Annotated in this window: 23 protein-coding genes; 2 read left to right on the plus strand and 21 right to left on the minus strand. The window is 51.7% G+C overall.

Annotated features, from left to right (window positions below; all coding sequences use genetic code 11):
• Positions 1-19: 19 nt before the first annotated feature.
• Both KNP81_RS04705 and KNP81_RS04710 read right to left on the minus strand, forming a co-directional pair.
• A complete protein-coding gene (locus KNP81_RS04705; protein WP_214718782.1) occupies positions 20-745 on the minus strand; it encodes an alpha/beta fold hydrolase in 726 nt (241 codons plus the stop codon).
• On the minus strand, positions 742-1527 hold the full coding sequence (locus KNP81_RS04710) for a nucleotidyltransferase domain-containing protein (RefSeq protein ID WP_214718784.1): 786 nt from the start codon (positions 1525-1527) through the stop codon (positions 742-744). The genes KNP81_RS04705 and KNP81_RS04710 overlap by 4 nt, the downstream gene beginning before the upstream one ends.
• Positions 1528-1602: 75 nt before the next feature.
• Here KNP81_RS04710 and KNP81_RS04715 point away from each other — a divergent pair, with 75 nt between their 5' ends.
• Positions 1603-1926, plus strand: coding sequence for a hypothetical protein (locus tag KNP81_RS04715; RefSeq protein ID WP_214718786.1), 324 nt, complete (start codon positions 1603-1605; stop codon positions 1924-1926).
• Between the two features lie 36 nt (positions 1927-1962).
• On the opposite strand, the gene rlmH is transcribed toward KNP81_RS04715, so the two are convergent.
• The 18 genes from rlmH to KNP81_RS04805 all read right to left on the minus strand — a co-directional run bounded on the left by rlmH (position 1963) and on the right by KNP81_RS04805 (position 18821).
• Positions 1963-2442, minus strand: coding sequence for a 23S rRNA (pseudouridine(1915)-N(3))-methyltransferase RlmH (gene rlmH, locus KNP81_RS04720; RefSeq protein WP_029596433.1), 480 nt, complete (start codon positions 2440-2442; stop codon positions 1963-1965).
• Positions 2443-2525: 83 nt separating this feature from the next.
• On the minus strand, positions 2526-2687 hold the full coding sequence (locus tag KNP81_RS04725) for a CxxH/CxxC protein (RefSeq protein ID WP_021067873.1): 162 nt from the start codon (positions 2685-2687) through the stop codon (positions 2526-2528).
• A gap of 37 nt (positions 2688-2724) precedes the next feature.
• Positions 2725-3993 carry a S1C family serine protease gene (locus tag KNP81_RS04730; RefSeq protein WP_214718787.1) on the minus strand — a complete coding sequence of 423 codons (1269 nt, stop codon included), beginning with the start codon at positions 3991-3993 and terminating at the stop codon, positions 2725-2727.
• 51 nt (positions 3994-4044) lie between these two features.
• On the minus strand, positions 4045-4836 hold the full coding sequence (locus KNP81_RS04735; RefSeq protein ID WP_214718789.1) for an MBL fold metallo-hydrolase: 792 nt from the start codon (positions 4834-4836) through the stop codon (positions 4045-4047).
• A 13-nt stretch (positions 4837-4849) separates the two neighbouring features.
• Positions 4850-5674 carry a two-component system regulatory protein YycI gene (locus tag KNP81_RS04740; RefSeq protein ID WP_214718790.1) on the minus strand — a complete coding sequence of 275 codons (825 nt, stop codon included), beginning with the start codon at positions 5672-5674 and terminating at the stop codon, positions 4850-4852.
• Positions 5661-7046, minus strand: coding sequence for a two-component system activity regulator YycH (gene yycH, locus KNP81_RS04745; RefSeq protein ID WP_214718792.1), 1386 nt, complete (start codon positions 7044-7046; stop codon positions 5661-5663). Before yycH ends, KNP81_RS04740 begins: the two co-directional genes overlap by 14 nt.
• On the minus strand, positions 7046-8887 hold the full coding sequence (walK, locus tag KNP81_RS04750) for a cell wall metabolism sensor histidine kinase WalK (protein ID WP_214718794.1): 1842 nt from the start codon (positions 8885-8887) through the stop codon (positions 7046-7048). The genes yycH and walK overlap by 1 nt, the downstream gene beginning before the upstream one ends.
• Positions 8888-8890: 3 nt before the next feature.
• Entirely contained in the window at positions 8891-9601 is a 711-nt protein-coding gene (yycF, locus tag KNP81_RS04755; protein ID WP_021067867.1) for a response regulator YycF, read from the minus strand.
• Positions 9602-9721: 120 nt separating this feature from the next.
• Positions 9722-11011, minus strand: coding sequence for an adenylosuccinate synthase (locus KNP81_RS04760; protein ID WP_021067866.1), 1290 nt, complete (start codon positions 11009-11011; stop codon positions 9722-9724).
• A 237-nt stretch (positions 11012-11248) separates the two neighbouring features.
• Positions 11249-12601 (minus strand): replicative DNA helicase, encoded by a 1353-nt coding sequence (gene dnaB / locus KNP81_RS04765; protein ID WP_021067865.1) that lies wholly within the window; start codon positions 12599-12601, stop codon positions 11249-11251.
• Positions 12602-12618: 17 nt separating this feature from the next.
• Positions 12619-13062 (minus strand): 50S ribosomal protein L9, encoded by a 444-nt coding sequence (gene rplI / locus KNP81_RS04770; protein ID WP_214718796.1) that lies wholly within the window; start codon positions 13060-13062, stop codon positions 12619-12621.
• Complete coding sequence (locus tag KNP81_RS04775; protein WP_214718798.1) at positions 13059-15050, minus strand: DHH family phosphoesterase; 1992 nt, start codon at positions 15048-15050, stop codon at positions 13059-13061. Before KNP81_RS04775 ends, rplI begins: the two co-directional genes overlap by 4 nt.
• A 150-nt stretch (positions 15051-15200) precedes the next feature.
• On the minus strand, positions 15201-15431 hold the full coding sequence (gene rpsR / locus KNP81_RS04780) for a 30S ribosomal protein S18 (protein WP_015880232.1): 231 nt from the start codon (positions 15429-15431) through the stop codon (positions 15201-15203).
• 40 nt (positions 15432-15471) lie between these two features.
• A complete protein-coding gene (gene ssb / locus KNP81_RS04785; RefSeq protein WP_024371077.1) occupies positions 15472-15981 on the minus strand; it encodes a single-stranded DNA-binding protein in 510 nt (169 codons plus the stop codon).
• Positions 15982-16018: 37 nt separating this feature from the next.
• Positions 16019-16306 carry a 30S ribosomal protein S6 gene (gene rpsF, locus KNP81_RS04790; RefSeq protein ID WP_021067861.1) on the minus strand — a complete coding sequence of 96 codons (288 nt, stop codon included), beginning with the start codon at positions 16304-16306 and terminating at the stop codon, positions 16019-16021.
• 130 nt (positions 16307-16436) lie between these two features.
• A complete protein-coding gene (gene ychF, locus KNP81_RS04795; RefSeq protein ID WP_214718806.1) occupies positions 16437-17537 on the minus strand; it encodes a redox-regulated ATPase YchF in 1101 nt (366 codons plus the stop codon).
• Between the two features lie 152 nt (positions 17538-17689).
• Positions 17690-17893 (minus strand): DUF951 domain-containing protein, encoded by a 204-nt coding sequence (locus tag KNP81_RS04800; protein ID WP_016509068.1) that lies wholly within the window; start codon positions 17891-17893, stop codon positions 17690-17692.
• Positions 17883-18821, minus strand: a complete 939-nt coding sequence (locus KNP81_RS04805; protein WP_021067859.1) for a mechanosensitive ion channel family protein — start codon at positions 18819-18821, stop codon at positions 17883-17885. The genes KNP81_RS04800 and KNP81_RS04805 overlap by 11 nt, the downstream gene beginning before the upstream one ends.
• A gap of 169 nt (positions 18822-18990) precedes the next feature.
• Here KNP81_RS04805 and yyaC point away from each other — a divergent pair, with 169 nt between their 5' ends.
• Entirely contained in the window at positions 18991-19617 is a 627-nt protein-coding gene (yyaC, locus tag KNP81_RS04810) for a spore protease YyaC (protein WP_021067858.1), read from the plus strand.
• On the opposite strand, the gene KNP81_RS04815 is transcribed toward yyaC, so the two are convergent.
• Positions 19590-20372, minus strand: coding sequence for a ParB/RepB/Spo0J family partition protein (locus KNP81_RS04815; protein WP_029596439.1), 783 nt, complete (start codon positions 20370-20372; stop codon positions 19590-19592). The genes yyaC and KNP81_RS04815 overlap by 28 nt on opposite strands.
• Between the last annotated feature and the right edge of the window lie 15 nt (positions 20373-20387).

The following is a 20387-nucleotide window of genomic DNA, read 5'->3' on the forward strand; positions in this document are numbered from 1 at the left end:
GATGGCCGGTCTCGGGAAATCATTTGAATCGTTCAATCAATCGTTTGATGGCGGCCAAGATGACTTCCGGCTCATCTCGCTGGATGTAATGGGCGCTCGCTTCGGCAAGGACGAATTCGGAATTTGACGAGATTTGCGTGAGTTCTTTCTGCATATCGTTCCATAATCGTTGCGATTCACTGGAGTAGTGGTCCTTCTTGCCGGCTCCGATGACGATGACCGGAATCTGTAATGCCAGTTCCGTCTCTTTTAATTGTTTCAAACTTTCCATGAACTCCTCGTAGTTCCCTTCGCGGACGAATTGCTGATGGTAGGCATGTTGAAAGTCTTGTGACATCGTCGGCAGGAATCGCTCACGATAGTCTTTCGGAGTGACATCTACTAAAATCAACCCGCTGACGTCTTCTTCATAGGCAGCTGCGAAAAGCTGCATGTTCACCCCGCCAAAAGAATGACCGACGAGGAAGTAAGGAGGTTTTGTATTGGTTTCCGTCAGTAACTGTCTCAGTTCTTGAATCATGTTTCGACTCGTTCGTGGGTTCGCGCTGGTTTCACTTTGCCCAAGGCCAGCTCGATCATACAAGAAGACGTTAGCTAGCTTCGAAATATCAGCCACCAATGGGCTCCAAGCCGTTGAATCATCTCCGTATCCAGCGTCCATGACGACCGTCACGTTTGCGGAATCGTGTTGAATTGATTTGGTGTATAATTTTGATGTGTCGCCCTGCACGCATTGATGTTTCATCCCCAAACCTCTTGCAACGTATGTCGAAATAACTCGTTTAATTGTGCCGTTGGATCATTTACTTGAACGTCCAGCGATTCCACATATACTTCAAAACGTTGAATTTCTCGTTCTACAAATTCGTTAATGACGGCAATCCGTGGTTCTAAGTCAAACTCGTCTCCTGCCAACTTCCTCTCTAATAATCGATCAATCGAATGCTTTAATTCACCATCTTTTAATGAATCCTCTAAAAGGACATGAAAACTAATCGGGGGTGCCGTATTGTATTTTTCAATCCACTGACAAGCTAAAATCGGACGAAGCACGTAAAAATATTTTTTGATGCGGACTTCCCGTCCTTGCAAATATTCACGGTAGTTATTTTTAGCCATATTTAAGTAATGATGTAACATCGAGTTCGGATAAAACACATCTGATTCTAGCGCTCGCATATTATCTATAAGCGTATACTGTTGATAGTAAACAATTTCACTTCTGAGCCATTCCAAGAGAGGGGGATTGTTCTTTCTAAATAGACGCAATGCTTTCGTGACTTCCCAACCACTGATGTCTAATAAATCGTTAATCGGCTCTTCAATTACATCACGTTTTTGTCCAATGCCTTGAGGATCGATGGCTAAATACCACTCAGGAAGATGAATGTAGATAAATCGAACATCATAATCGCTATCTTTTGAAGGGAATCCCCAGGCTCGGCTACCAGATTCAACCGCATATAGAATTTTTACATCGTACTTCGCTTCAATCTCTATTAGTTTTTGCTGGATTATTGTATGCATTAAAGAAATCTCCTTTGTAATTTAGACGTTAATTGTTTATTTATGTATGATTATAGCGGAAATGGAGATGAGTCAATGACCTATATCTGCCCCGTCTGTGGATTCGATGGATTAGATGAACCTGCTTACAACGAATTTAACGATCCTTCATTTGAAATTTGTTTATGTTGTCGATTTCAATTCGGAGATGATGATGACGTAGAAATTGAAGAAGGGTTGTTTATGCAACGGGAAGAGACACATACTAATTATCGAGAGGCATGGATTGAGAGCGGAGCTCCAATTTTTCAGACTGAATATTACCCAAAGCAATTTCAATTCGATGGTGCGGTAACGAGAGAACAATTGATTGAACAACTAAAAAATATTCGTATTTTTGAGACGAACATAAAAGGTTGATGGGCCAGCGCTCATCAACCTTTTATTAGACTTCATTTATTTATGGTAAGGCTCATTCCTGTTGATCCGATACGCCCGATAAATCTGTTCGCACAAGACGAGCTTCATCAATTGATGCGGGAACGTCATCTTCGAGAAGGAGATTGTATCATCCGAGCGTTTCATGACATCGTCCGACAAACCGAGCGAGCCACCGATGACGAACGCGATTTTGCTCTTGCCGTACGTCGCGAGTTGATCGAGCTCACGGGCGAACTCTTCGCTCGTCCGCTGTTTGGCGTCGATGGCCAAGGCAATCACATGCGTGTCTGGACTGATTTTCGCCAAAATTCGCTCGCCTTCTTTTTGTTTTACTAGAATCATGTCTGCTTCACTCAAGTGCTCGGGCGCTTTCTCGTCTGCGACCTCGATTTCCTGCACTTTCGCATAGGCCGACAGGCGTTTTGTGTACTCGGCAATCCCTAGTTTCAAATACTTCTCTTTTAGTTTGCCGACCGTGATAATTGAAATATTCATCCAATTCTTCCTTTTTCCACAGTTTTTTTGGAGTTATCCATAGGGTTATCCACAGAGTTATCCACAAATCCACATGTTGATAATCATTTTTTGCTTGACACAACATATGTTGCGTCGGCATCACAGAACTCACATGTCACTTGTCCACTTGTGGATAGTTCTTCGAGCAACGGGTATTCCCCCGTCTCATCGACAATGATATCTAAAGCGATTTCAACATGTTCCTTGCATACTTTTTTTTCCACAATGTTTCCTCCTTAAAAAAGAAGCGTCGCCGCTCCTTTAGGTTGCTTCAGTTAATGTGGCCACGGTCTTGCTTCCCTTGCCGCGTCGCGTATATTCAATCGTGACCTTATCCCCAACCGTGGCGTCTCGGTACAGGGCGTCTCGCAAATCGACGTAACGTTTGATGTCACGGTCGCCGATTTTGACGATGACGTCACCGACGCGGAGGCCCGCCTCTTCGGCTGGACTGCCGGGCGTGATTGCCTCGACGAACACCCCGTCTTCGTTGTCAAAACTAATCCCATACTCTTCCCGGACGTTACCCGGTACGGCGATGACTTCTTGAATCGTGACACCGAGCTGGGCACGCGTCACTTCCCCATCACGCTCGAGCATATCGATGACCGGCAACGCGACGTTGACAGGAATCGAGAAGCCGACCCCTTCGACGCTCGCCTCGGCGATTTTCATCGAGTTAATGCCGACGAGCTCGCCGCGGATGTTGATGAGTGCCCCGCCGGAGTTACCCGGATTGATGGCTGCATCGGTCTGGATGACCTCGGCGTTATAATCCATGAGGCCGTCACTGTTCGTATCGACCGGCACGGTGCGTTCGACACCACTGACGATACCACGGGTGACCGAGTTTGAAAAGACGCCGAGCGGATTCCCAATCGCCATGACGGTCTCGCCTGCCTGGAGCACGGTCGAGTCCCCGAGTGCAATCGGGGCGACGTCGATATTGGCCGGCAGTTTGACCGATGCGACGGCCAAATCGTTGAGCGGGTCTTCTCCGAGAATCGTCGCCGACGCGACTTGTCCGTCAGAAAACGCGACGTTGATCTCATCCGCTTCTTCGATGACGTGGAAGTTCGTGACGATATACGCCGTGTCGCCGTCGACCTTATAGATGACACCAGAGCCCGCTCCGGCCTCCCACTGCGAGTCCGACGTGAACGCCCGCTGGATGTTCGTAATACTGACGACGGACGTCTTAGCGCCCGTCACAGCGCTCGTGATGTCGGATTCCGTGACGGTTACGGCTTGTTCCGTCCGAATCAGTTCATTCGTCACAAAACGAGAGGTTGGGGAATCCCAGAGCATCATCGCCAAAAAGAACAAAGCCGCTCCTAAGAATCCGCCAACCCCTCCGAGTAACAACGGTTTTAAATTCACTCGCGGCTTATGGCGCACATGTTCTTCTTGCTTCGGGCGCCACTCGCTACGAGATGGGTACGTCGGTTTTACATCGTTCATTGTATCTGCTTCGTGCTCTAAAGGTTCGACGTCTTGAGGTTCATACTCATGGTGTCTCTCTTCATTCACGACGCGTCCCCCTTTCAAGACAGTGTGTTATCTGTCTTTTCCCAAGTTCGCTTATAAAGAAACGAGCGAAGTGGGGGTCGATGGGTCGGTATCGCACAATTTGATGCGACCGAGGTCGACATCACGCGTCCCGAGTGTTTGCGAGACGCTCATTTGAGCGAGTTCTTTCATGTTGTTATCTTTACTGAGGTGAGCCAAATAAATCCGTTTCGTCTGATCCCCAATGACCTCGCTCATCGCGATGGCCGCGTCTTCGTTCGAGACGTGACCGTAGTCCCCGAGAATCCGGCGCTTGACGCTCCACGGGTAACGACCCATCTGGAGCATCGAGACGTCGTGGTTCGACTCGAAAATGAAATCATCGGCCCCACGGATGACACCTTTCATCCGATCGGACACATAACCCGTGTCGGTGATATGGGCGAGGCGTCGTCCGTCATGGGCGAAATGGTAGAACATCGGGTCGGCCGCATCATGGCTGACGTTGAACGACTCAATCTCGATATCCCCGAACTGTTTAATCTCCCCCACCTCGAAGTGAAACTTCAAAGCCGGGTCGATTTTCCCAATCAAGGATTCCATCGCGTCCCACGTCTTCGCGTTCGCGTAAATCGGTAAATTATATTTTCGAGCGAGAATCCCGACACCTTTAATATGGTCGGAGTGCTCATGCGTGACGAGCAGTGCATCGATCCCGTCAAACGACCGGCCGATCTCGGTGATGCGTTGTTGCATCGCCTTCCCGGTCAATCCGGCATCGACGAGCAATTTCGCCCGTTCCGTCTCAATGTAGAGGGCGTTCCCGGTCGAACCGCTCGCAAGCACACTATAGCGTAAAGTCACTCGATCACTCCTTTCATTCTTCTGAATCAAATTCGACCCGTTCGACAGTCCCGTCGATCGCATTGACGAAATAGACAGACTCGTCAATCGTGATCGACCAGAGCGGCGGCATGATAATCAAACTGCCGGTACTGTCGAGCGGCAGGCTATAGAAGCCCGTATTGATGGCCCGCATCTCTTGATTCGGCTGGAAGTACTTCCGGGCCGCGAGTTGCGAGATCGCCTCACTCGCCGTCAAAACGAGGTCGTCTTGCGACTTCGAGGTCAAGTTCGTCAAATGACGTTGTTTATAGTCGGTCACTTCGAACGCTTCGTTCAGTTGAAGCAATAAAAGCGACGGACCGATGTACTGTTCCGTCTCCCCGTTGATTTCGGGGTTCGAGAAAATTTTATTATTTTCATACGTCTGCACGAAAGCGACTTGACGCGTCTCGGCGTCATATCGCCAGTACGCATATTCGGAACCGAACGGGACGTACTCTGAGACGAACGTCGCCGCGGTCGTCCGCAAATCGTTTTGATCGAGCGGGACGGGTTGCTTGAGCTCGACTTCGAGTTGCATGTTGTCGAGTGTCGTCGCCAGTTGTGCTTCCCGATTCTGCGTGATCATCGAGGCCGACATCTGTTCCGACGATCCCGTCAAATAGCCGATGTCCCGACCCATCCGTGGCAACTTCGACGCATCGACGTTGCGTTGGTCCAAGATTTGCGCGATGGACGTATTGTCGTTCGTCACGACCTCCGTCGCCCACGTTTCCGCCAAGAGCTGGAACAACAGGTAGATGTTCAGCGCGAGGAAGGCGAAGAGGAGAATCGTTTTCGCTTTACTCCAGTCCACGATACATCATCCTTTCTGTCCAGTCCTCCGGTTGATCGAATGGAATCCATCTTCCGGCTTCCCGAACGAACCAGTTCGGGGAGAACGTGACGTAACGGCTCGTGTCTTCATTGTATTCAATCTCATAGCCGAGACGAATCTCAGTCACGTTTTCAAATCGTCCTGCGTTGACGAGCGTATCGACCACATCTTGTCCATCCGCGAGCTGCGTCGTCCCGACCGAGATCAAACGATCGATTTCGAGATGGTGCCGGGTGATCGAGCGGACTTGCGTCCCGTCGTTCTCGACACGCAGCGTCGACAAATCGACGGCGTCGTTGTTGATGAACGCCTCCCGTTGACTGAACACCGGGAAACCGTTCACGTGAAACCGGAACACGGTCGTCTCAAACCCTTGATTGGCCGGGGTAATCGCATCGAAGCGAAGCGACAACCCTTGGCTCTCCGACGTCTCATCGACCCAACCTCCGTGGAAGTTGACGAACTCGACGATCGTGTCGAGCCCGATGACCGACTCTTGTTCCGTGCTATTGCGCGACAAGTTACGGTAGCGGCTCGCGTTCAGGTTCGCATCGTATTCGGCGACGCTAATCCCGTTCGTGAGGGCGCCGACGGAGCTGGCCGGATCGACTTCCTGCACGTTCGGGTCACCCGGGAAGAACGTATCGCGCATCCAGTCGAGGCGTGCCGAGATTTGAATTTGAGACACGTCATAGGCGAACAGCTCATTCATCTCCGGTCCGACGACCGGGATATAGTTGACGCGTTCATCCGTATACGTGACACGTCGCATCGCCCGGTCCGAATCTTTCAAGAACAGGCTGTTGACGTCCCCTTGTCCGACTTTCGACAAGCGGCCTTCCCAGAGCGACTGGTCGCTCATGATGGTACGGATACGCCACGTGTCGTCCCCCATGAAGATGAGGGCGCGTTGCGGCACTTTCCCGGACAGGCTGTACGAGCCCGGGAGCATGTAGCTGAGCGTGTCCGCATAATACGCTTCCGGTAAAATCAGTTCGACGGCCTCGTCGACGCCCGCATACAAACTCGGGACGTTCTTGACGGCGAGTGGTTTGAATTCGCTCGCTTCGAACGATTCACGGATGACGCGCATAATCTGCTTCGGCGTGTTCTTCGTTGCAAAGACGGCGTTGTTCTCATGGACGACCGTTTGGGCCGGCACAATGACTTGACGCGCCTGGCGCTGCAACGACTCATCCACCGTCGCGACTTGCGTCTCCGATTGGACCGACTGATACTTCGGATGGTAATCCCAGAGGATGACCGTTTGGACGATGGACGTGACGATCAAGGTGAGCAAGACGAGCGATTTCACTAGTTCTGGCTTCGCCAAGAAGCGTGGTCGTTCCATCAGTCATTCACCTCCACGATCGTATCGAACGGGATGGTGAAGTAAATCGTCGTCCCACGTCCGAACTCACTCTCGGCCCAGATGTCGCCGCCATGGGCGGAAACGACTTCTTTGGCGATTGATAGACCGAGTCCGGTCCCGCCGATATTGCGGGCCCGGGCTTTGTCGACCCGATAGAACCGTTCAAAGATTTTTTTCAAGTTTGATTTCGGGATACCGACTCCTTCATCTTTAATGCCGATGACGAGCCGTTTGGCACGGAGCATTGTCCGGAACGTGATCGTCCCGCCTTCCGGCGAGAACTTGACGGCGTTCGTGATGATGTTATCGATGACCTGCGTCATCTTGTCTTGATCGGCATGGACGTATACGCGACGCTTCATGAGCTTACGGCGGAACTGAATCGTCTCACCTTTCGTCATCTCATGTCGCTCGATGATGTCGTTAAAGAACTGGATAAAATCGAACTTCACTTTTTGCATCGTATACTCTTTGCTGTCCATCTTCGACAGTTGCAACAAGTCGTTGACGAGGCGAATCATCCGCTCCGTCTCGTTTTGTGTCGTCTCGAGGAAGCGCGGGGCAAGCTCGTCGTCCTTATATGCGCCTTCCGCGAGCACTTCGAGGTAACTCCGCATCGTCGTGAGCGGCGTCCGCAGCTCGTGGCTGACGTTCGCGACGAACTCACGGCGGTCTTGCTCGACTTGTTCTTGCTCGGTCACGTCGTGCAAGACGACGATCAGACCGGTGATCGGTCCGCTATGCTTTTGAATCGGCGAGAAGTAGGCGCGGACGAGGAACAGCTCTTCGTCCGTACTGAGGTCGATCAGTTTCGGCGGCATCGTCCCGTCTTCCGGGATGACGATCTCATCGTCAAACTCGAGCAGGTTCTGTAGGTTCGCACCCATCGCCTCTTCTTCGGCGAGCCCAATCATGTCACGGGCCTGGTCGTTCATCAAGATGACCCGGAGCGAGCGGTCCGTCGCGACGACCCCGTCCGACATATTCTCGAGGACGCTCGTCAAACGGCGTCGCTCGGCCTCGGTCGTGGCATTCGCTTCCATCAGCTCATCGGTCAATTCGTTGAAGGCGTAGGCGAGTTGACCGACCTCGTCATCGGAATAGACTTTAACTTTCCGCGAGAAGTTCCCTTTTCGCATCTCGACGGCTTGTCGACGCATATCCGCAATCGGTCGCGTAATCGTCCGTGACAGCAAAATCCCAAGAATCGACGTGATGATGAGGGCGATGAGCGTCCCGGTCGCGAGGATCCGGGTCACTTGTTCCATCTGATTGTAGATAGACTGCATCGACGCCTCGATATAAATCATACCGGTCGTCGTCCCATCGACTTCTGATTTGACCGGAACGGCGACGACGCGCATGCGTTCGTTCGAGTCTTCATAGACGAGCGTCTCTTGCGCCCCGCTCGTCGCGAATGATTTTTGAATGAACGAGTTCGCCGTCCGTTGTCCGACGAGACTCTGGTTGTTCGGGTTCGACGTCGCCCGGACGACACTGTTCGTGTCGATAATCTGGACTTCGCGAATGTCGTCAGCTAGCGTCGTGCTCTCCGTAAACTCAGACAGCAGTTGATCCAGTACCTGGTTCAACTGCTGGTCCGAGGTCGAGTCACCACCGTTCGATGCGATTCCTTCACTGACGTTATAGCTCAGAAGGTTGGCTCGATCGACGAGCGACTGCGAGAAGTTGTTGATGTATTGTCGTTCGAGGGAGCGTACGAAGTACACTCCGATGACTTGCATCGCAACAAGAATGAGCAGCGCATAGATGACGACGAGCTTCCACTGGATAGATTTAAAGAAGTTCGTCCGTTTCATCGTTTAGTCTTCTTCCCCTGCTTTTAAATAGTACCCGACACCACGGCGCGTGATGATATACGTCGGCGTCGATGGATTGTCTTCGACTTTCTCACGCAACCGGCGGACTGTCACGTCGACCGTACGGACATCGCCGAAGTAGTCATAGCCCCACACCGTCTGGAGCAAATGCTCCCGCGTCATGACTTGCCCGATGTTTTGGGCGAGGTAATGGATGAGCTCGAACTCACGGTGTGTCAATTCGATTTTCTCTTCCCGTTTCGTGACCATGTACGAATCCGGATGAATCGTCAAATCACCGATCACGATATCGTTGTCATTGGCACCTTTCGTCTCTGGGGCCGGAGCCGTTGCGTGACGGCGCATGTTCGCCTTGACGCGGGCCAAAAGCTCGCGTGAGCTGAACGGCTTTGTGACGTAATCGTCGGCACCGAGCTCAAGTCCGAGCACTTTATCGATCTCAGAGTCTTTCGCCGTCAACATGATGATTGGCATGTCGTACTTCTTACGGACTTCACGGCACACTTCCATGCCGTCTTTAAGCGGCAGCATGATGTCGAGCAAAATCAAATCCGGTTTGACTTCTTCGACTTTCACGAGCGCCTCTTCCCCGTCATATGCGACGTGGACTTGGTATCCTTCTTTTTCAAGCTTAAACTTCAATATATCTGCAATTGGTTGTTCGTCATCTACCACTAAAATCGTACGATCCATTCAGTGAGTCCTCCTCTTATCGTTAAACGTACATGTCTACATTGTAACTCTTTTTCTATAGGTTAGAAAGCGTGGTCCATTTCCGTGGAAATGAAAAGAGAGCCACGAGGGCTCTCTGTCTTATGCTTCGTAAATGTCACGCAAAATGACCGTCTGCTCACGTGCCGGTCCGACCGAGAACGTCAACAATTCGATACCCGTCAACGCTTCGATGCGCTTGACGTAGTTCTGTGCGTTCACCGGCAAGTCTTCGAACTTGCGGATGCCTGTGATGTCTTCTGTCCAGCCTGGGAGCTCTTCGAACACCGGCTTGCACTGTTCGAGCACGCGGAAGTTCGGTGGGTACTCGTCGAGGAGCTTGCCTTCGAACTCATAAGCCGTACAAATCTTGAGCGTCTCAAGACCTGTCAACACGTCAATCGAGTTGAGGCAAAGGTCTGTGATTCCGCTGACGCGGCGCGAGTGGCGGACGACAACCGAGTCGAACCAACCGACGCGACGCGGACGTCCTGTCGTCGTACCGTACTCTTTTCCGACTTCACGGATCGTGTGACCGATCTCATCGTCAAGCTGGGTCGGGAACGGGCCGTCTCCGACGCGTGACGTGTACGCCTTACAGACGCCGACGACGTGATGGATCTTCGATGGACCGATACCGGCACCGCTCGATACGCCGCCTGAAGCCGCGTTCGATGATGTGACGAACGGGTACGTTCCGTGGTCGATGTCTAGCAATACACCTTGTGCGCCTTCGAAGAGCACTTTCTGTTCTTCGTCGAGCGCGTTGTTCAACACGACCGATGTATCACATACGTACTTGGCAAACTGTTGGCCGTACGCATAGTATTCTTCGAAGATGTCATCGAATTCGATCGCATCGACTTCGTACATCTTCACGAACATGCGGTTTTTAATCGCGAGGACCGTCTTGAGCTTCTCGGCGAACACTTCTTTGTCGAGCAAGTCGGCGATGCGAATCCCGATGCGCGCCGCTTTGTCCATGTAGCAAGGACCGATTCCTTTGAGTGTCGTCCCGACTTTGGCGTCGCCTTTCGCGTCCTCTTCGAGCTTGTCCTGCAACTGGTGATACGGCAAGATGACGTGGGCCCGGTTCGAGATGCGGAGGTTATCCGTGCTCACACCGCGCTCGTGCAAATACGCGAGCTCCGTGACGAGCGATTTCGGATTGACGACCATCCCGTTCCCGATGACACATGTTTTGTCCGAGTAGAAGATCCCCGATGGAATCAAGTGAAGTTTATACTTCGTATCGTTGAAGACGATCGTATGACCAGCGTTGTCTCCCCCTTGATAACGCGCGACGACCTCGGCCTGCTTCGATAAGAAGTCCGTGATTTTTCCTTTACCTTCATCGCCCCACTGCGTTCCCACTACGACTACTGATGACATAATGAATCCTCCTTGTAGATAAACGTTCTATTCAAACCATCCGTAAGTGTACACTTGCTCTTGTTGAAAGTCAACCTAATACCGAACGATATTTTTAAGTTGTAACCTTTCGTTCGTTATTGACGTGTCATTTCTCGTTCGATGATGGAATTCTTTAAATTCAAGATACGTTTAGGTCTAAAGACCGACCAAAAAAGACGACGTCATGAGACGTCGCCTTTGGCAGAATCATTCGTCCTACATCGGCGGCGCAAAGGCTTGCGTCTCCATGTTGACGAATTTATTGTATTCTTTTCGGAATGAGAGTTTGACCGTCCCCGTCGGACCGTTACGCTGCTTGGCGATGATGATCTCGATCGTGTTGGCGTCTTCACTCTCTTTATCGTAATAGTCATCCCGGTACAAGAACGCGACGATATCGGCATCTTGCTCAATCGCCCCGGATTCCCGGATATCCGACATCATCGGCCGCTTGTCTTGACGGCTCTCAACACCACGTGAGAGCTGTGACAAGGCGATGACCGGCACTTGAAGCTCACGCGCGATCGCTTTGAGCGTACGCGAGATTTCCGAGACTTCTTGCTGCCGGTTCTCGCCCGGCTTGCCGTTCCCGACGATGAGCTGCAAGTAGTCAATCATGATCATGCCGAGGCCGTGCTCTTGTTTCAAGCGGCGGCACTTGGCCCGAATCTCGTTGACGCGAAGACCCGGCGTATCATCGATATAGATCCCGGCTTGTGACAGTGATGACATGGCGAGCGAGAGCCGTCCCCAGTCCTCGGCCTCGAGCCGTCCCGTCCGTAGACGCTGGGCATCGATATTGCCTTCCGCACAGAGCATCCGCATGACGAGCTGTTCGGCACCCATCTCCAAACTGAAGATGGCGACGTTCTCGCCGGTACGGACGGCGACGTTTTGCGAGATATTCAGCGCAAACGCGGTTTTACCAACCGAAGGACGGGCTGCGACGATGATGAGGTCGTTGCGTTGGAAACCGGCCGTCATCTTGTCGAGATCGCTGAACCCGGTCGCGATACCGGTGATTTCGCCACTCGATTGGTGCAGTTTTTCAATCGTCGAGTAGGCGTCCGATAAGACGGAGCCGATTGGATGGAAGCTTGACTGCCCTTTTCGTTGCGAGACCTTTAAAATGTTCCGCTCGGCGTCTGACAGGACGGCATCGACCTCGTCTTGGCGTTCATAGCCGTCCGAGACGATATTCGTCGCAGTCCGAATCAAGCGGCGGAGTGCCGCCTTTTGATCGACGACGTTCAAATAATACCCGATGTTCCCGATGGCTGGAACCGCCTCGGCGATTTCCGCCAAATAGTTCAATCCACCGATCTCATCGAGAATACCTTGGGCTTGAAGCTCCGAACTGAGCGTGACCAAATCGACGAGTTCGCCCCGGTCATTGATTTTCAGCATCGCCTCAAAGATCCGTTGATGGCTGACACGATAAAAGTCGTCCGGGTCGACCCGTTCCGAGGCCGTGATCAGCCGATCGGAATCGAGAATGACGGCCCCGAGGACAGCTTGTTCCGCTTCGACGCTATGTGGCGGGGTATTGACTTGAATCGCATCACTCATACGTGTCTACCTCACCTTCACGCTTCTTGAACATGAACGTTTAACATAGCCGTGACGTCGTGGTGCAACTTCACCGGCACTTTCGTAAACCCGAGCGCTTTGATTGGGTGTTCGAGCTCGATTTTACGCTTGTCGATCTTGTAGCCCATCCCTTTCAACGCTTCACCGATTTGTTTGCTCGTGACCGATCCGAAGACGCGACCGCCCTCACCTGACTTCGTCTTGACGACGATCGTCTCTTTTTCAAGCTTGTCCTTCAACTGCTGGGCTTGTTTCAATTCTGCTTCAGCCGCTTCTTCGGCGCGTCGCTCTTTTGCGGCGAACGCCTTCAAGTTACCCGGTGTCGCTTCGACCGCCAAGTTCTTTTTAAAGAGTACGTTCTTCGCGTAAGCGTCCGCGACGTCTTTGACGTCACCAGCTTTACCTTGACCTTTAACATCTACTTTTAAAATGACTTTCATTCAGAATCCTCTCCCTCTGTTTCATCTGTCATATAATGATCAATCGCTTCTTGTAATAACGTTTTCGCCTGTTCCCGGCTCACGTTCAATTGTGTCGCCGCATTCGTCAAATGACCGCCCCCGTCCAGCATCTCCATGATGACTTGGACGTTGACATCACCGAGCGAACGGGCACTAATGCCGGTTCGGCCGTCGGGTAAGACGGCGATGACGAACGATGCTTTGACGCCCTCCATATTAAGGAGCTGGTCAGCGGCTTGGGCGATCAACACTTGATGGTGCACTTCATCGTCCGAGGCGACGGCGATCGCCATGCCGTCGGAATAGATGTCCGTGTTTTCGAGAATATGAGACTGTTCGATATACGAATCGAGGTCTTGCCGCATGAAGTGCTGGACGAGCACGGTGTCTGCCCCTTGAATCCGAAGGAAGGAAGCGGCATCGAACGTCCGCGACCCGGTCCGCAAGGTGAATCCTTTCGTGTCGACCACCATACCTGCGAGGAGCGACGTCGCTTCTAAAATCGATAGCTTGCGCGTACCGGCCTGATACTCGATCAACTCCGTTACGAGTTCGCACGTCGAGGATGCGTACGGCTCCATATAGACGAGGACCGGATCTTCAATGAACTCTTCACCACGGCGATGGTGGTCGATGACGACGACCCGTTCCGCGCGGTCTAGAATATCCCGCGAGATGACGAGCGACGGCCGGTGCGTATCGACGACGACGAGGAGCGTCTGTTCGTCGATGAGGGGTTGAGCCTCGAACTCGGTCAAAAAACGGCTATACAGCTCTTCGTCGTTTTCGACTTCATTGACGAGACGTTGGATCCCAACGCTCGTCTCGCCGGCCGGGATGACGACGTACGCCTCACGTCCGACAAATTCAGCCAGTTTCATGATGCCGATGGATGCTCCAAGCGAGTCCATATCCGGGTTTTTATGCCCCATGATCAGGACACGGCTCGACTCGCGAATCAAATCACGCATCGAGTTCGAGATGACGCGGGCGCGAACCCGGGTCCGTTTCTCGGTCGGGTTCGTCTTGCCGCCGAAAAAGCGGACTTTCCCGTTATGACGTTTGACGACGACTTGATCCCCGCCGCGTCCGAGCCCTAAATCAAGGCTCGATTGCGACAAGTTCCCCAGTTCCGTCAGCGTCGTCTCCCCACAACCGATCCCGATGGAGAGTGTGAGCGGAATTTTATGCTCTTTCGTCGCCTCACGGACCTCATCGAGAATCGAGAATCGATTGTTCTCAAGTTCGGAGAGCGTCCGTTCGTTCATCACGAGAAAGAAACGATCGGCTGCCGTTCGACGCATATAGATGTGGTATTTTTGAGCCCATTGGTTCAAGAGGACGGTCACGCGTCGATTGATTTCACTCCGGACCTGTTCATCCACAGCGGTTGACATCTCGTCATAGTTGTCTAAGTATAAGACGCCGATCACCGTCTGCGTTTCCGAGTATTTTTGTTCAATCTCTGCCTCATCCGTCATGTCGAACAAGTAAAGGGTCTGATATTCCTTATTGTAGAGTACCCGATAAACGCGGTCTCCGACTTCGATGGTCGCCTCGTCCTCTTCTTCCTCAATCAACTCGGTGAACGCCGAGTGAATCGAATCGATCGAGATCCCGAGTTCCATCTCGAGCTCAAAGATGAGTCGAGACTGTTCATTGAACCAGCTGATGCGACGAGTTTCGTCAAAGACGAGAATCCCAATCGGCATGCCGGTGAGCGCTTCTTTCCCGACGTCTTCGATTCGATGCGACAAAGAATGGACGTATTGTTCCCACGCCTTGCGTTCTCGTCGAATCGTCACTTGCTGATAGATGAAAAAAATCAGCGTGCCCACGAACAGGGTGATTGCCGCCACAATGCTGTAGAACGCCAATCCTAACGCGACAAGCAGTCCAATCACATATGGAACGGCGTGACGCGCGTACTGGTTCTTCACTGATGTTATTGCTTCACCACTGTACATGTGTGCCTCCTAAAATGAGTGGTGTTCCACCCATGATATCTAAATGGTTTCTGCTCTATCATACCATATCCGTCCGTTTCACTTACACTCCTACATCGGCTCGGAAAACAAAAAACGACCTATCCCGAGGGATAAGCCGTGTGTCAAAAATTACTCTGCAACGTATGGAAGCAAAGCCATTTGACGTGAGCGCTTGATAGCGACAGTAAGTGGACGTTGGTATTTCGCTGAAGTACCAGTCACACGACGTGGAAGAATTTTACCACGCTCCGAAACGAAGCGTTTGAGCAATTCTACGTCTTTATAATCGATATGAGTGATGTTGTTCGACGTAAAGAAACATACTTTACGACGACGACGACCTCCTGGACGACGTGCCATGTGAAGACCTCCTTTTTAGTTTAGTTTCGAATCGACGCGATCAAAATGGTAGATCGTCATCCGATAAGTCGATTTTTCCGCCACCCGAGAACGGGTCAGCTTCAAAACCTTTGTTTGAGTTCGAGGACTGAGATGAAGTCGAAGAAGCGGCTGCGCCCCATCCTGATCCACTTGACTCACCACCACCGAAGACATCTCCAGCCGGTGCTGTATCACGTTGCGTTGAAGCACCGCGTGGTTCAAGGAAGCGTACGCTATCGGCTACGACTTCTGCCCGGTAACGACGTTGGCCATCTTGACCTTCGTAACTACTGATTTGAAGGCGACCGTCTACGCCGGCCATGCTGCCTTTTTTCAAATATTGTGCTACGTTCTCTGCTTGTTTGCGCCAAACGACACAATCAATAAAGTCCGCCTCGCGCTTCCCATCTTGTCCAGTGAATGGACGATCGCAAGCGAGAGTGAAGCGAGTTACGGCAATCCCGCTCTGCGTATAACGCATTTCTGGATCGCGTGTCAATCGACCAACTAACACAACTCGGTTAATCATCTCAAAGCTCCCCTTTCGCAATATGAAGCGTTAAGAATTAACGCTCGTCTTTAGTTGTCATTTGACGGACAACGTCATCAGAGATCTTCATGAGACGCTCTGTTTCTTGAATCGCTTTAGGCTCAGCAGTGATGTTGAGAAGAACGTAGTGTCCTTCGCGCATCTTGTTGATTTCGTAAGCGAGACGACGTTTACCCATGTCTGTTGTTTTATCAACAGTACCACCGTTTTCAGTGATGACGTTGTTGAAGCGTTCGATTAAAGCTTTCTTAGCTTCCTCATCAACTGATGGACGGATAATGTAAAGAAGTTCGTATTTACGCATTATCTTTCACCTCCTCTTGGACTAACGGCTCCTACCGGTTGTAGGAGCAAGGAGCAAACAAATGTTTTACTCACGTCATAATATACTATCAAACTTCTGTTCGTTTTACAATACGTTTCCGTAAAATGGCTTAAACGTTGAAACGGAACGTGACGACGTCGCCATCTTGGAAGACATATTCTTTTCCTTCTGAGCGAAGTTTCCCTTGTTCTTTGACCGTTGTCATATTGCCGGCAGCTGACAAGTCTTCATACGAGACGACTTCTGCCCGGATGAATCCACGCTCGAAGTCCGAGTGGATGACGCCCGCACATTGTGGGGCCTTCATGCCTTGCTTAAACGTCCAGGCGCGTACTTCTTTCTCACCGGCCGTGAAGTAAGTCGCGAGACCGAGCGTCGAGTAAGCGGCACGAATCAATTGATCGAGACCTGACTCTTCGATTCCGAGGTCTTGCAAGAACTCAAGGCGTTCTTCTGGTTCGAGCTCTGAGATTTCTTCTTCGATACGGGCACAGATGACGATTACTTTCGCCTCTTCTGTCGCCGCGTGTTCACGGACGGCTTGGACGTATGGGTTTTGGTCGGCATCCGCTACTTCGTCTTCACTGACGTTCGCGACGTAAAGCATCGGCTTCATCGTGAGCAATTGGAAGTGTTTGACGATGGCGAGTTGATCATCCGTCAATTCAGCGACGCGCGCCGGGCGCTCCGATTCAAGGACGGCTTGAACGATTTCAAGCGCCTCGAGTTCTTGAGGGGCACCCTTATCTTTCGACTTGACCATTTTTTGGACACGCGTGATGCGTTTCTCGACCAACTCGAGGTCGGCCAAAATCAATTCGAGGTTGATGGTCGTGATGTCATCAATCGGTGAGACTTTTCCTGCCACGTGCGTGATGTTGTCGTCTTCAAAGCAACGGACAACTTGGCAAATCGCGTCGACTTCACGGATGTTGGCGAGGAATTTGTTTCCGAGCCCTTCTCCTTTTGACGCACCTTTCACGATTCCGGCGATATCTGTAAACTCAAATGCGGTCGGTACAGTCTTCTTTGGTTTGACGAGTTCTGTCAACCGATCGAGACGCGCGTCCGGTACTTCGACGACCCCTACGTTCGGGTCGATAGTCGCGAACGGATAGTTGGCTGCTTCTACACCGGCTTGCGTGATGGCGTTAAATAATGTCGATTTCCCAACGTTCGGTAATCCGACGATTCCTGCTGTTAATCCCACTTGTATGTCCTCCTCATCCGGCTTTCCCGGGAAATGTTGATCCGTCTGTGGAGTGGGTACGTTCAGTACACCACACCGTCACATCCTTCACAATTATAGTTAGTCCTCGATTAAACCGCAACTCACGGTTGTAACATAGAGAAAAACGCCACTTATTCAGCGGCGTTCTCTTGTTTAAGCACTTTTTTCAATCGCTTATCAAAGTCGCGACGCGGCATGAGCACGCTCGCCCCGCATCCTTGACACTTGATGCGAATATCCATTCCGACCCGAGTCACCTGCCAGCGGTTCGTCTGACACGCATGCGGTTTCTTCATTTCTACAAAATCGTTCAATTCATACGATTTAGCCTGCATTTTCCGGCGCTCCTTTAGTCGTTGTGGTTGGCGGCATCATGACAGTACGCGGATACGGGATTTCGATTCCGCGCTCATCTAGTCCGGCTTTCAACTCTTTATGCAAAATCCGACCGGCCGCGAAGTGTTGTGTCGGTGGAACTTCGGCCATGAGACGATAGACGACTTCCGACGGTCCGAGCGACTGGACCCCGGCGAGCGTAATTGGTTCGATGAACAAGTCGTGATACTTCTCCTCAACCGTATGGGCGATTTCTTTCAACGCCTTCTCAACTTTAGCCATGTCTTCTTCATACGCGACACCGATATCGACGACTGCGACGCTGTTCTCGAGTGAGTAGTTCGTCACTTGCATGATTTGTCCGTTCGGGATGATCGTCACTTGTCCGTTCAACCCTTTCAACTTCGTCGTCCGAATCCCGACTTCGATGACGGTGCCGTCGACTTGTTGATTTAAATTGACGTAATCCCCGTTCTTATACTGGTTCTCAAAGATGATGAACGCACCTGTGATGACGTCCTTCACCAAGTTTTGCGCACCGAACGAGATGGCCAAACCAGCAACCCCGGCCGATGCAATTAAACCGGCGATATTGACGCCAAACTGCCCGAGCACCGTCAAAATCATGATCAGGCCGAGCACATAGCGAATCGTGTTTTGGGCCAATTTTGATAACGTCTCATTTTGCCGTTGCGTCACAATATCGTGCTCTTTAATTTTACGCAGTGCGAACACGCGTTGGACCATCGACGTCAAAATGCGTGACGCCACATAAAGTGCCAAGATGATGAGTGCGACACCGGTCAATTTGATACCGAGACCGATCCACATCTCCGTGTCTTGGAAATAGGCGACGAACCGATTGACACTATCCATCGTTTCGTCGGCTACCGTGCTTAAGTTTGTATCTGTATTTTGTGAAGCCATGTTGTCACCTCTAGCGTTATAGATTCTAACCCATCAAACCATAATTAACGACTTTTCTCAAACCCTACATCCGGACGTTATAAGTTTCGGTGTTCCGGGAATGGGATAATACGGTTTCATTCCGCAATTGCAACTAGACGCAGGCAGCTTAGAAGAGAGGATGAGATTCATGCCGTTTCGCCTAAAACCTCATAAACCATACTCTTTCTTCATCGAACATACCGAACGGAGTGGATCCAAGCTCTTTGCCGATCAACTGCATGATCAGTTGGCAAAGGAGACGCATCGTCCGATCGTCCTCGTTTGTATCGGCTCCGACCGTTCCACCGGTGACTCGCTCGGACCGCTCGTCGGCACGTTCCTTGAGGAGCGCTTTGTCCGCAATATCCATGTGTACGGCACGTTGACAAAACCGGTCCATGCGCTGAACCTTGTCGAGACGCTCCATGAGATTCAGACACGGTTCCATCGCCCCCTCATCATCGCCATCGACGCTTGCCTCGGTCGCTTGTCGAGTGTCGGTTATATCTTCTTCTCAGAAGGACCGCTCGCCCCAGGTGCCGGTGTTCAAAAAGAACTCCCTTCGGTCGGCGAATACAACATCAAAGCGGTCGTCAACGTAAGTGGCTTCATGGAAATGATGATTTTGCAAAACACGCGCCTCCACCTCGTCTATGAGCTGGCCCGTTTCATCACCGACGGGTTCGTCGAGTTCGACTCACGCATCGGGCGGCTTCATCAAGAAGAGGCGGCCATCACCCGACTTCGTCAGTCTCGTGACGAATCGAAATCTTGAGGCGATAACAACGTCAATAGATGTTCCAAATCGTCTTGCGAGAAATACTTCAGCTCGAGGACGCCCCCTTTTCGACGCGGGCGAATCGATACATCCATTTGAAGACGTTCCGCTAGCACCGCCTCGACGGCTTCCACGTCGGCGTCCGAGCGTTTGAGCGTCTTTTTTTCAATGCGCTCTTTTTGTAAATAGCGCTCGAGTCGGCGGACCGTCCATTGCTCGGCGATGACGCGACGGGCGATTTGTTCCATCGCCTGCACTGATTTCATGCCCGTAATCGCCCGGGCGTGGCCCATGGTCAGCTCGCCGACCATGACCGCATGCTGGACCGCGCTCGGCAACCGGAGCAGTCTCAGGCTGTTCGTCACGTGGCTCCGACTCTTACCGACGCGTTCGGCGAGCTGTTGCTGGGTCAATCCGAGCGTCTGCATCAACTGTTCGTAGGCGAGCGCTTCTTCAATCGCGTTCAAGTCGGCACGTTGAATGTTCTCAATCAAGGCGAGTTCCATGACGCGATCCGAGTCGGCCGTGACAATCAATGCCGGGATATCCGTCTTGCCGGCCAATTGCGCGGCTTGGAACCGGCGCTCTCCGGCGATGATTTCATAAAACCCGCTCGCTTTGCGGACGACGATCGGTTGTAACACGCCGTAACGCTCAATCGACTGTCGGAGTTCGTCTAGCTTTTCTGGTTCGAACTGCTTGCGGGGCTGGTTCGGGTTGGGACGAATGTGTTTAATCGGTAACCGTTCCATCATGATTCCTCCATT

This window comes from Exiguobacterium sp. s149, assembly GCF_018618395.1.
Lineage (GTDB): Bacteria > Bacillota > Bacilli > Exiguobacteriales > Exiguobacteriaceae > Exiguobacterium > Exiguobacterium chiriqhucha.

Bases quoted from the DNA above. Each gene is read 5' to 3' on its own strand.
- KNP81_RS04705 (WP_214718782.1), bottom strand. From the start codon at position 745: ATGAAACATCAATGCGTGCAGGGCGACACATCAAAATTATACACCAAA.
- yycH (WP_214718792.1), bottom strand. From the start codon at position 7,046: ATGGAACGACCACGCTTCTTGGCGAAGCCAGAACTAGTGAAATCGCTC.
- KNP81_RS04775 (WP_214718798.1), bottom strand. From the start codon at position 15,050: ATGTACAGTGGTGAAGCAATAACATCAGTGAAGAACCAGTACGCGCGT.
- KNP81_RS04805 (WP_021067859.1), bottom strand. From the start codon at position 18,821: ATGGCTTCACAAAATACAGATACAAACTTAAGCACGGTAGCCGACGAA.
- KNP81_RS04710 (WP_214718784.1), bottom strand. From the start codon at position 1,527: ATGCATACAATAATCCAGCAAAAACTAATAGAGATTGAAGCGAAGTAC.
- KNP81_RS04715 (WP_214718786.1), top strand. From the start codon at position 1,603: ATGACCTATATCTGCCCCGTCTGTGGATTCGATGGATTAGATGAACCT.
- rplI (WP_214718796.1), bottom strand. From the start codon at position 13,062: ATGAAAGTCATTTTAAAAGTAGATGTTAAAGGTCAAGGTAAAGCTGGT.
- dnaB (WP_021067865.1), bottom strand. From the start codon at position 12,601: ATGAGTGATGCGATTCAAGTCAATACCCCGCCACATAGCGTCGAAGCG.
- KNP81_RS04800 (WP_016509068.1), bottom strand. From the start codon at position 17,893: ATGCAGGCTAAATCGTATGAATTGAACGATTTTGTAGAAATGAAGAAA.
- walK (WP_214718794.1), bottom strand. From the start codon at position 8,887: ATGAAACGGACGAACTTCTTTAAATCTATCCAGTGGAAGCTCGTCGTC.
- rlmH (WP_029596433.1), bottom strand. From the start codon at position 2,442: ATGAATATTTCAATTATCACGGTCGGCAAACTAAAAGAGAAGTATTTG.
- yyaC (WP_021067858.1), top strand. From the start codon at position 18,991: ATGCCGTTTCGCCTAAAACCTCATAAACCATACTCTTTCTTCATCGAA.
- KNP81_RS04815 (WP_029596439.1), bottom strand. From the start codon at position 20,372: ATGGAACGGTTACCGATTAAACACATTCGTCCCAACCCGAACCAGCCC.
- rpsR (WP_015880232.1), bottom strand. From the start codon at position 15,431: ATGGCACGTCGTCCAGGAGGTCGTCGTCGTCGTAAAGTATGTTTCTTT.
- KNP81_RS04760 (WP_021067866.1), bottom strand. From the start codon at position 11,011: ATGTCATCAGTAGTCGTAGTGGGAACGCAGTGGGGCGATGAAGGTAAA.
- yycF (WP_021067867.1), bottom strand. From the start codon at position 9,601: ATGGATCGTACGATTTTAGTGGTAGATGACGAACAACCAATTGCAGAT.
- ssb (WP_024371077.1), bottom strand. From the start codon at position 15,981: ATGATTAACCGAGTTGTGTTAGTTGGTCGATTGACACGCGATCCAGAA.
- rpsF (WP_021067861.1), bottom strand. From the start codon at position 16,306: ATGCGTAAATACGAACTTCTTTACATTATCCGTCCATCAGTTGATGAG.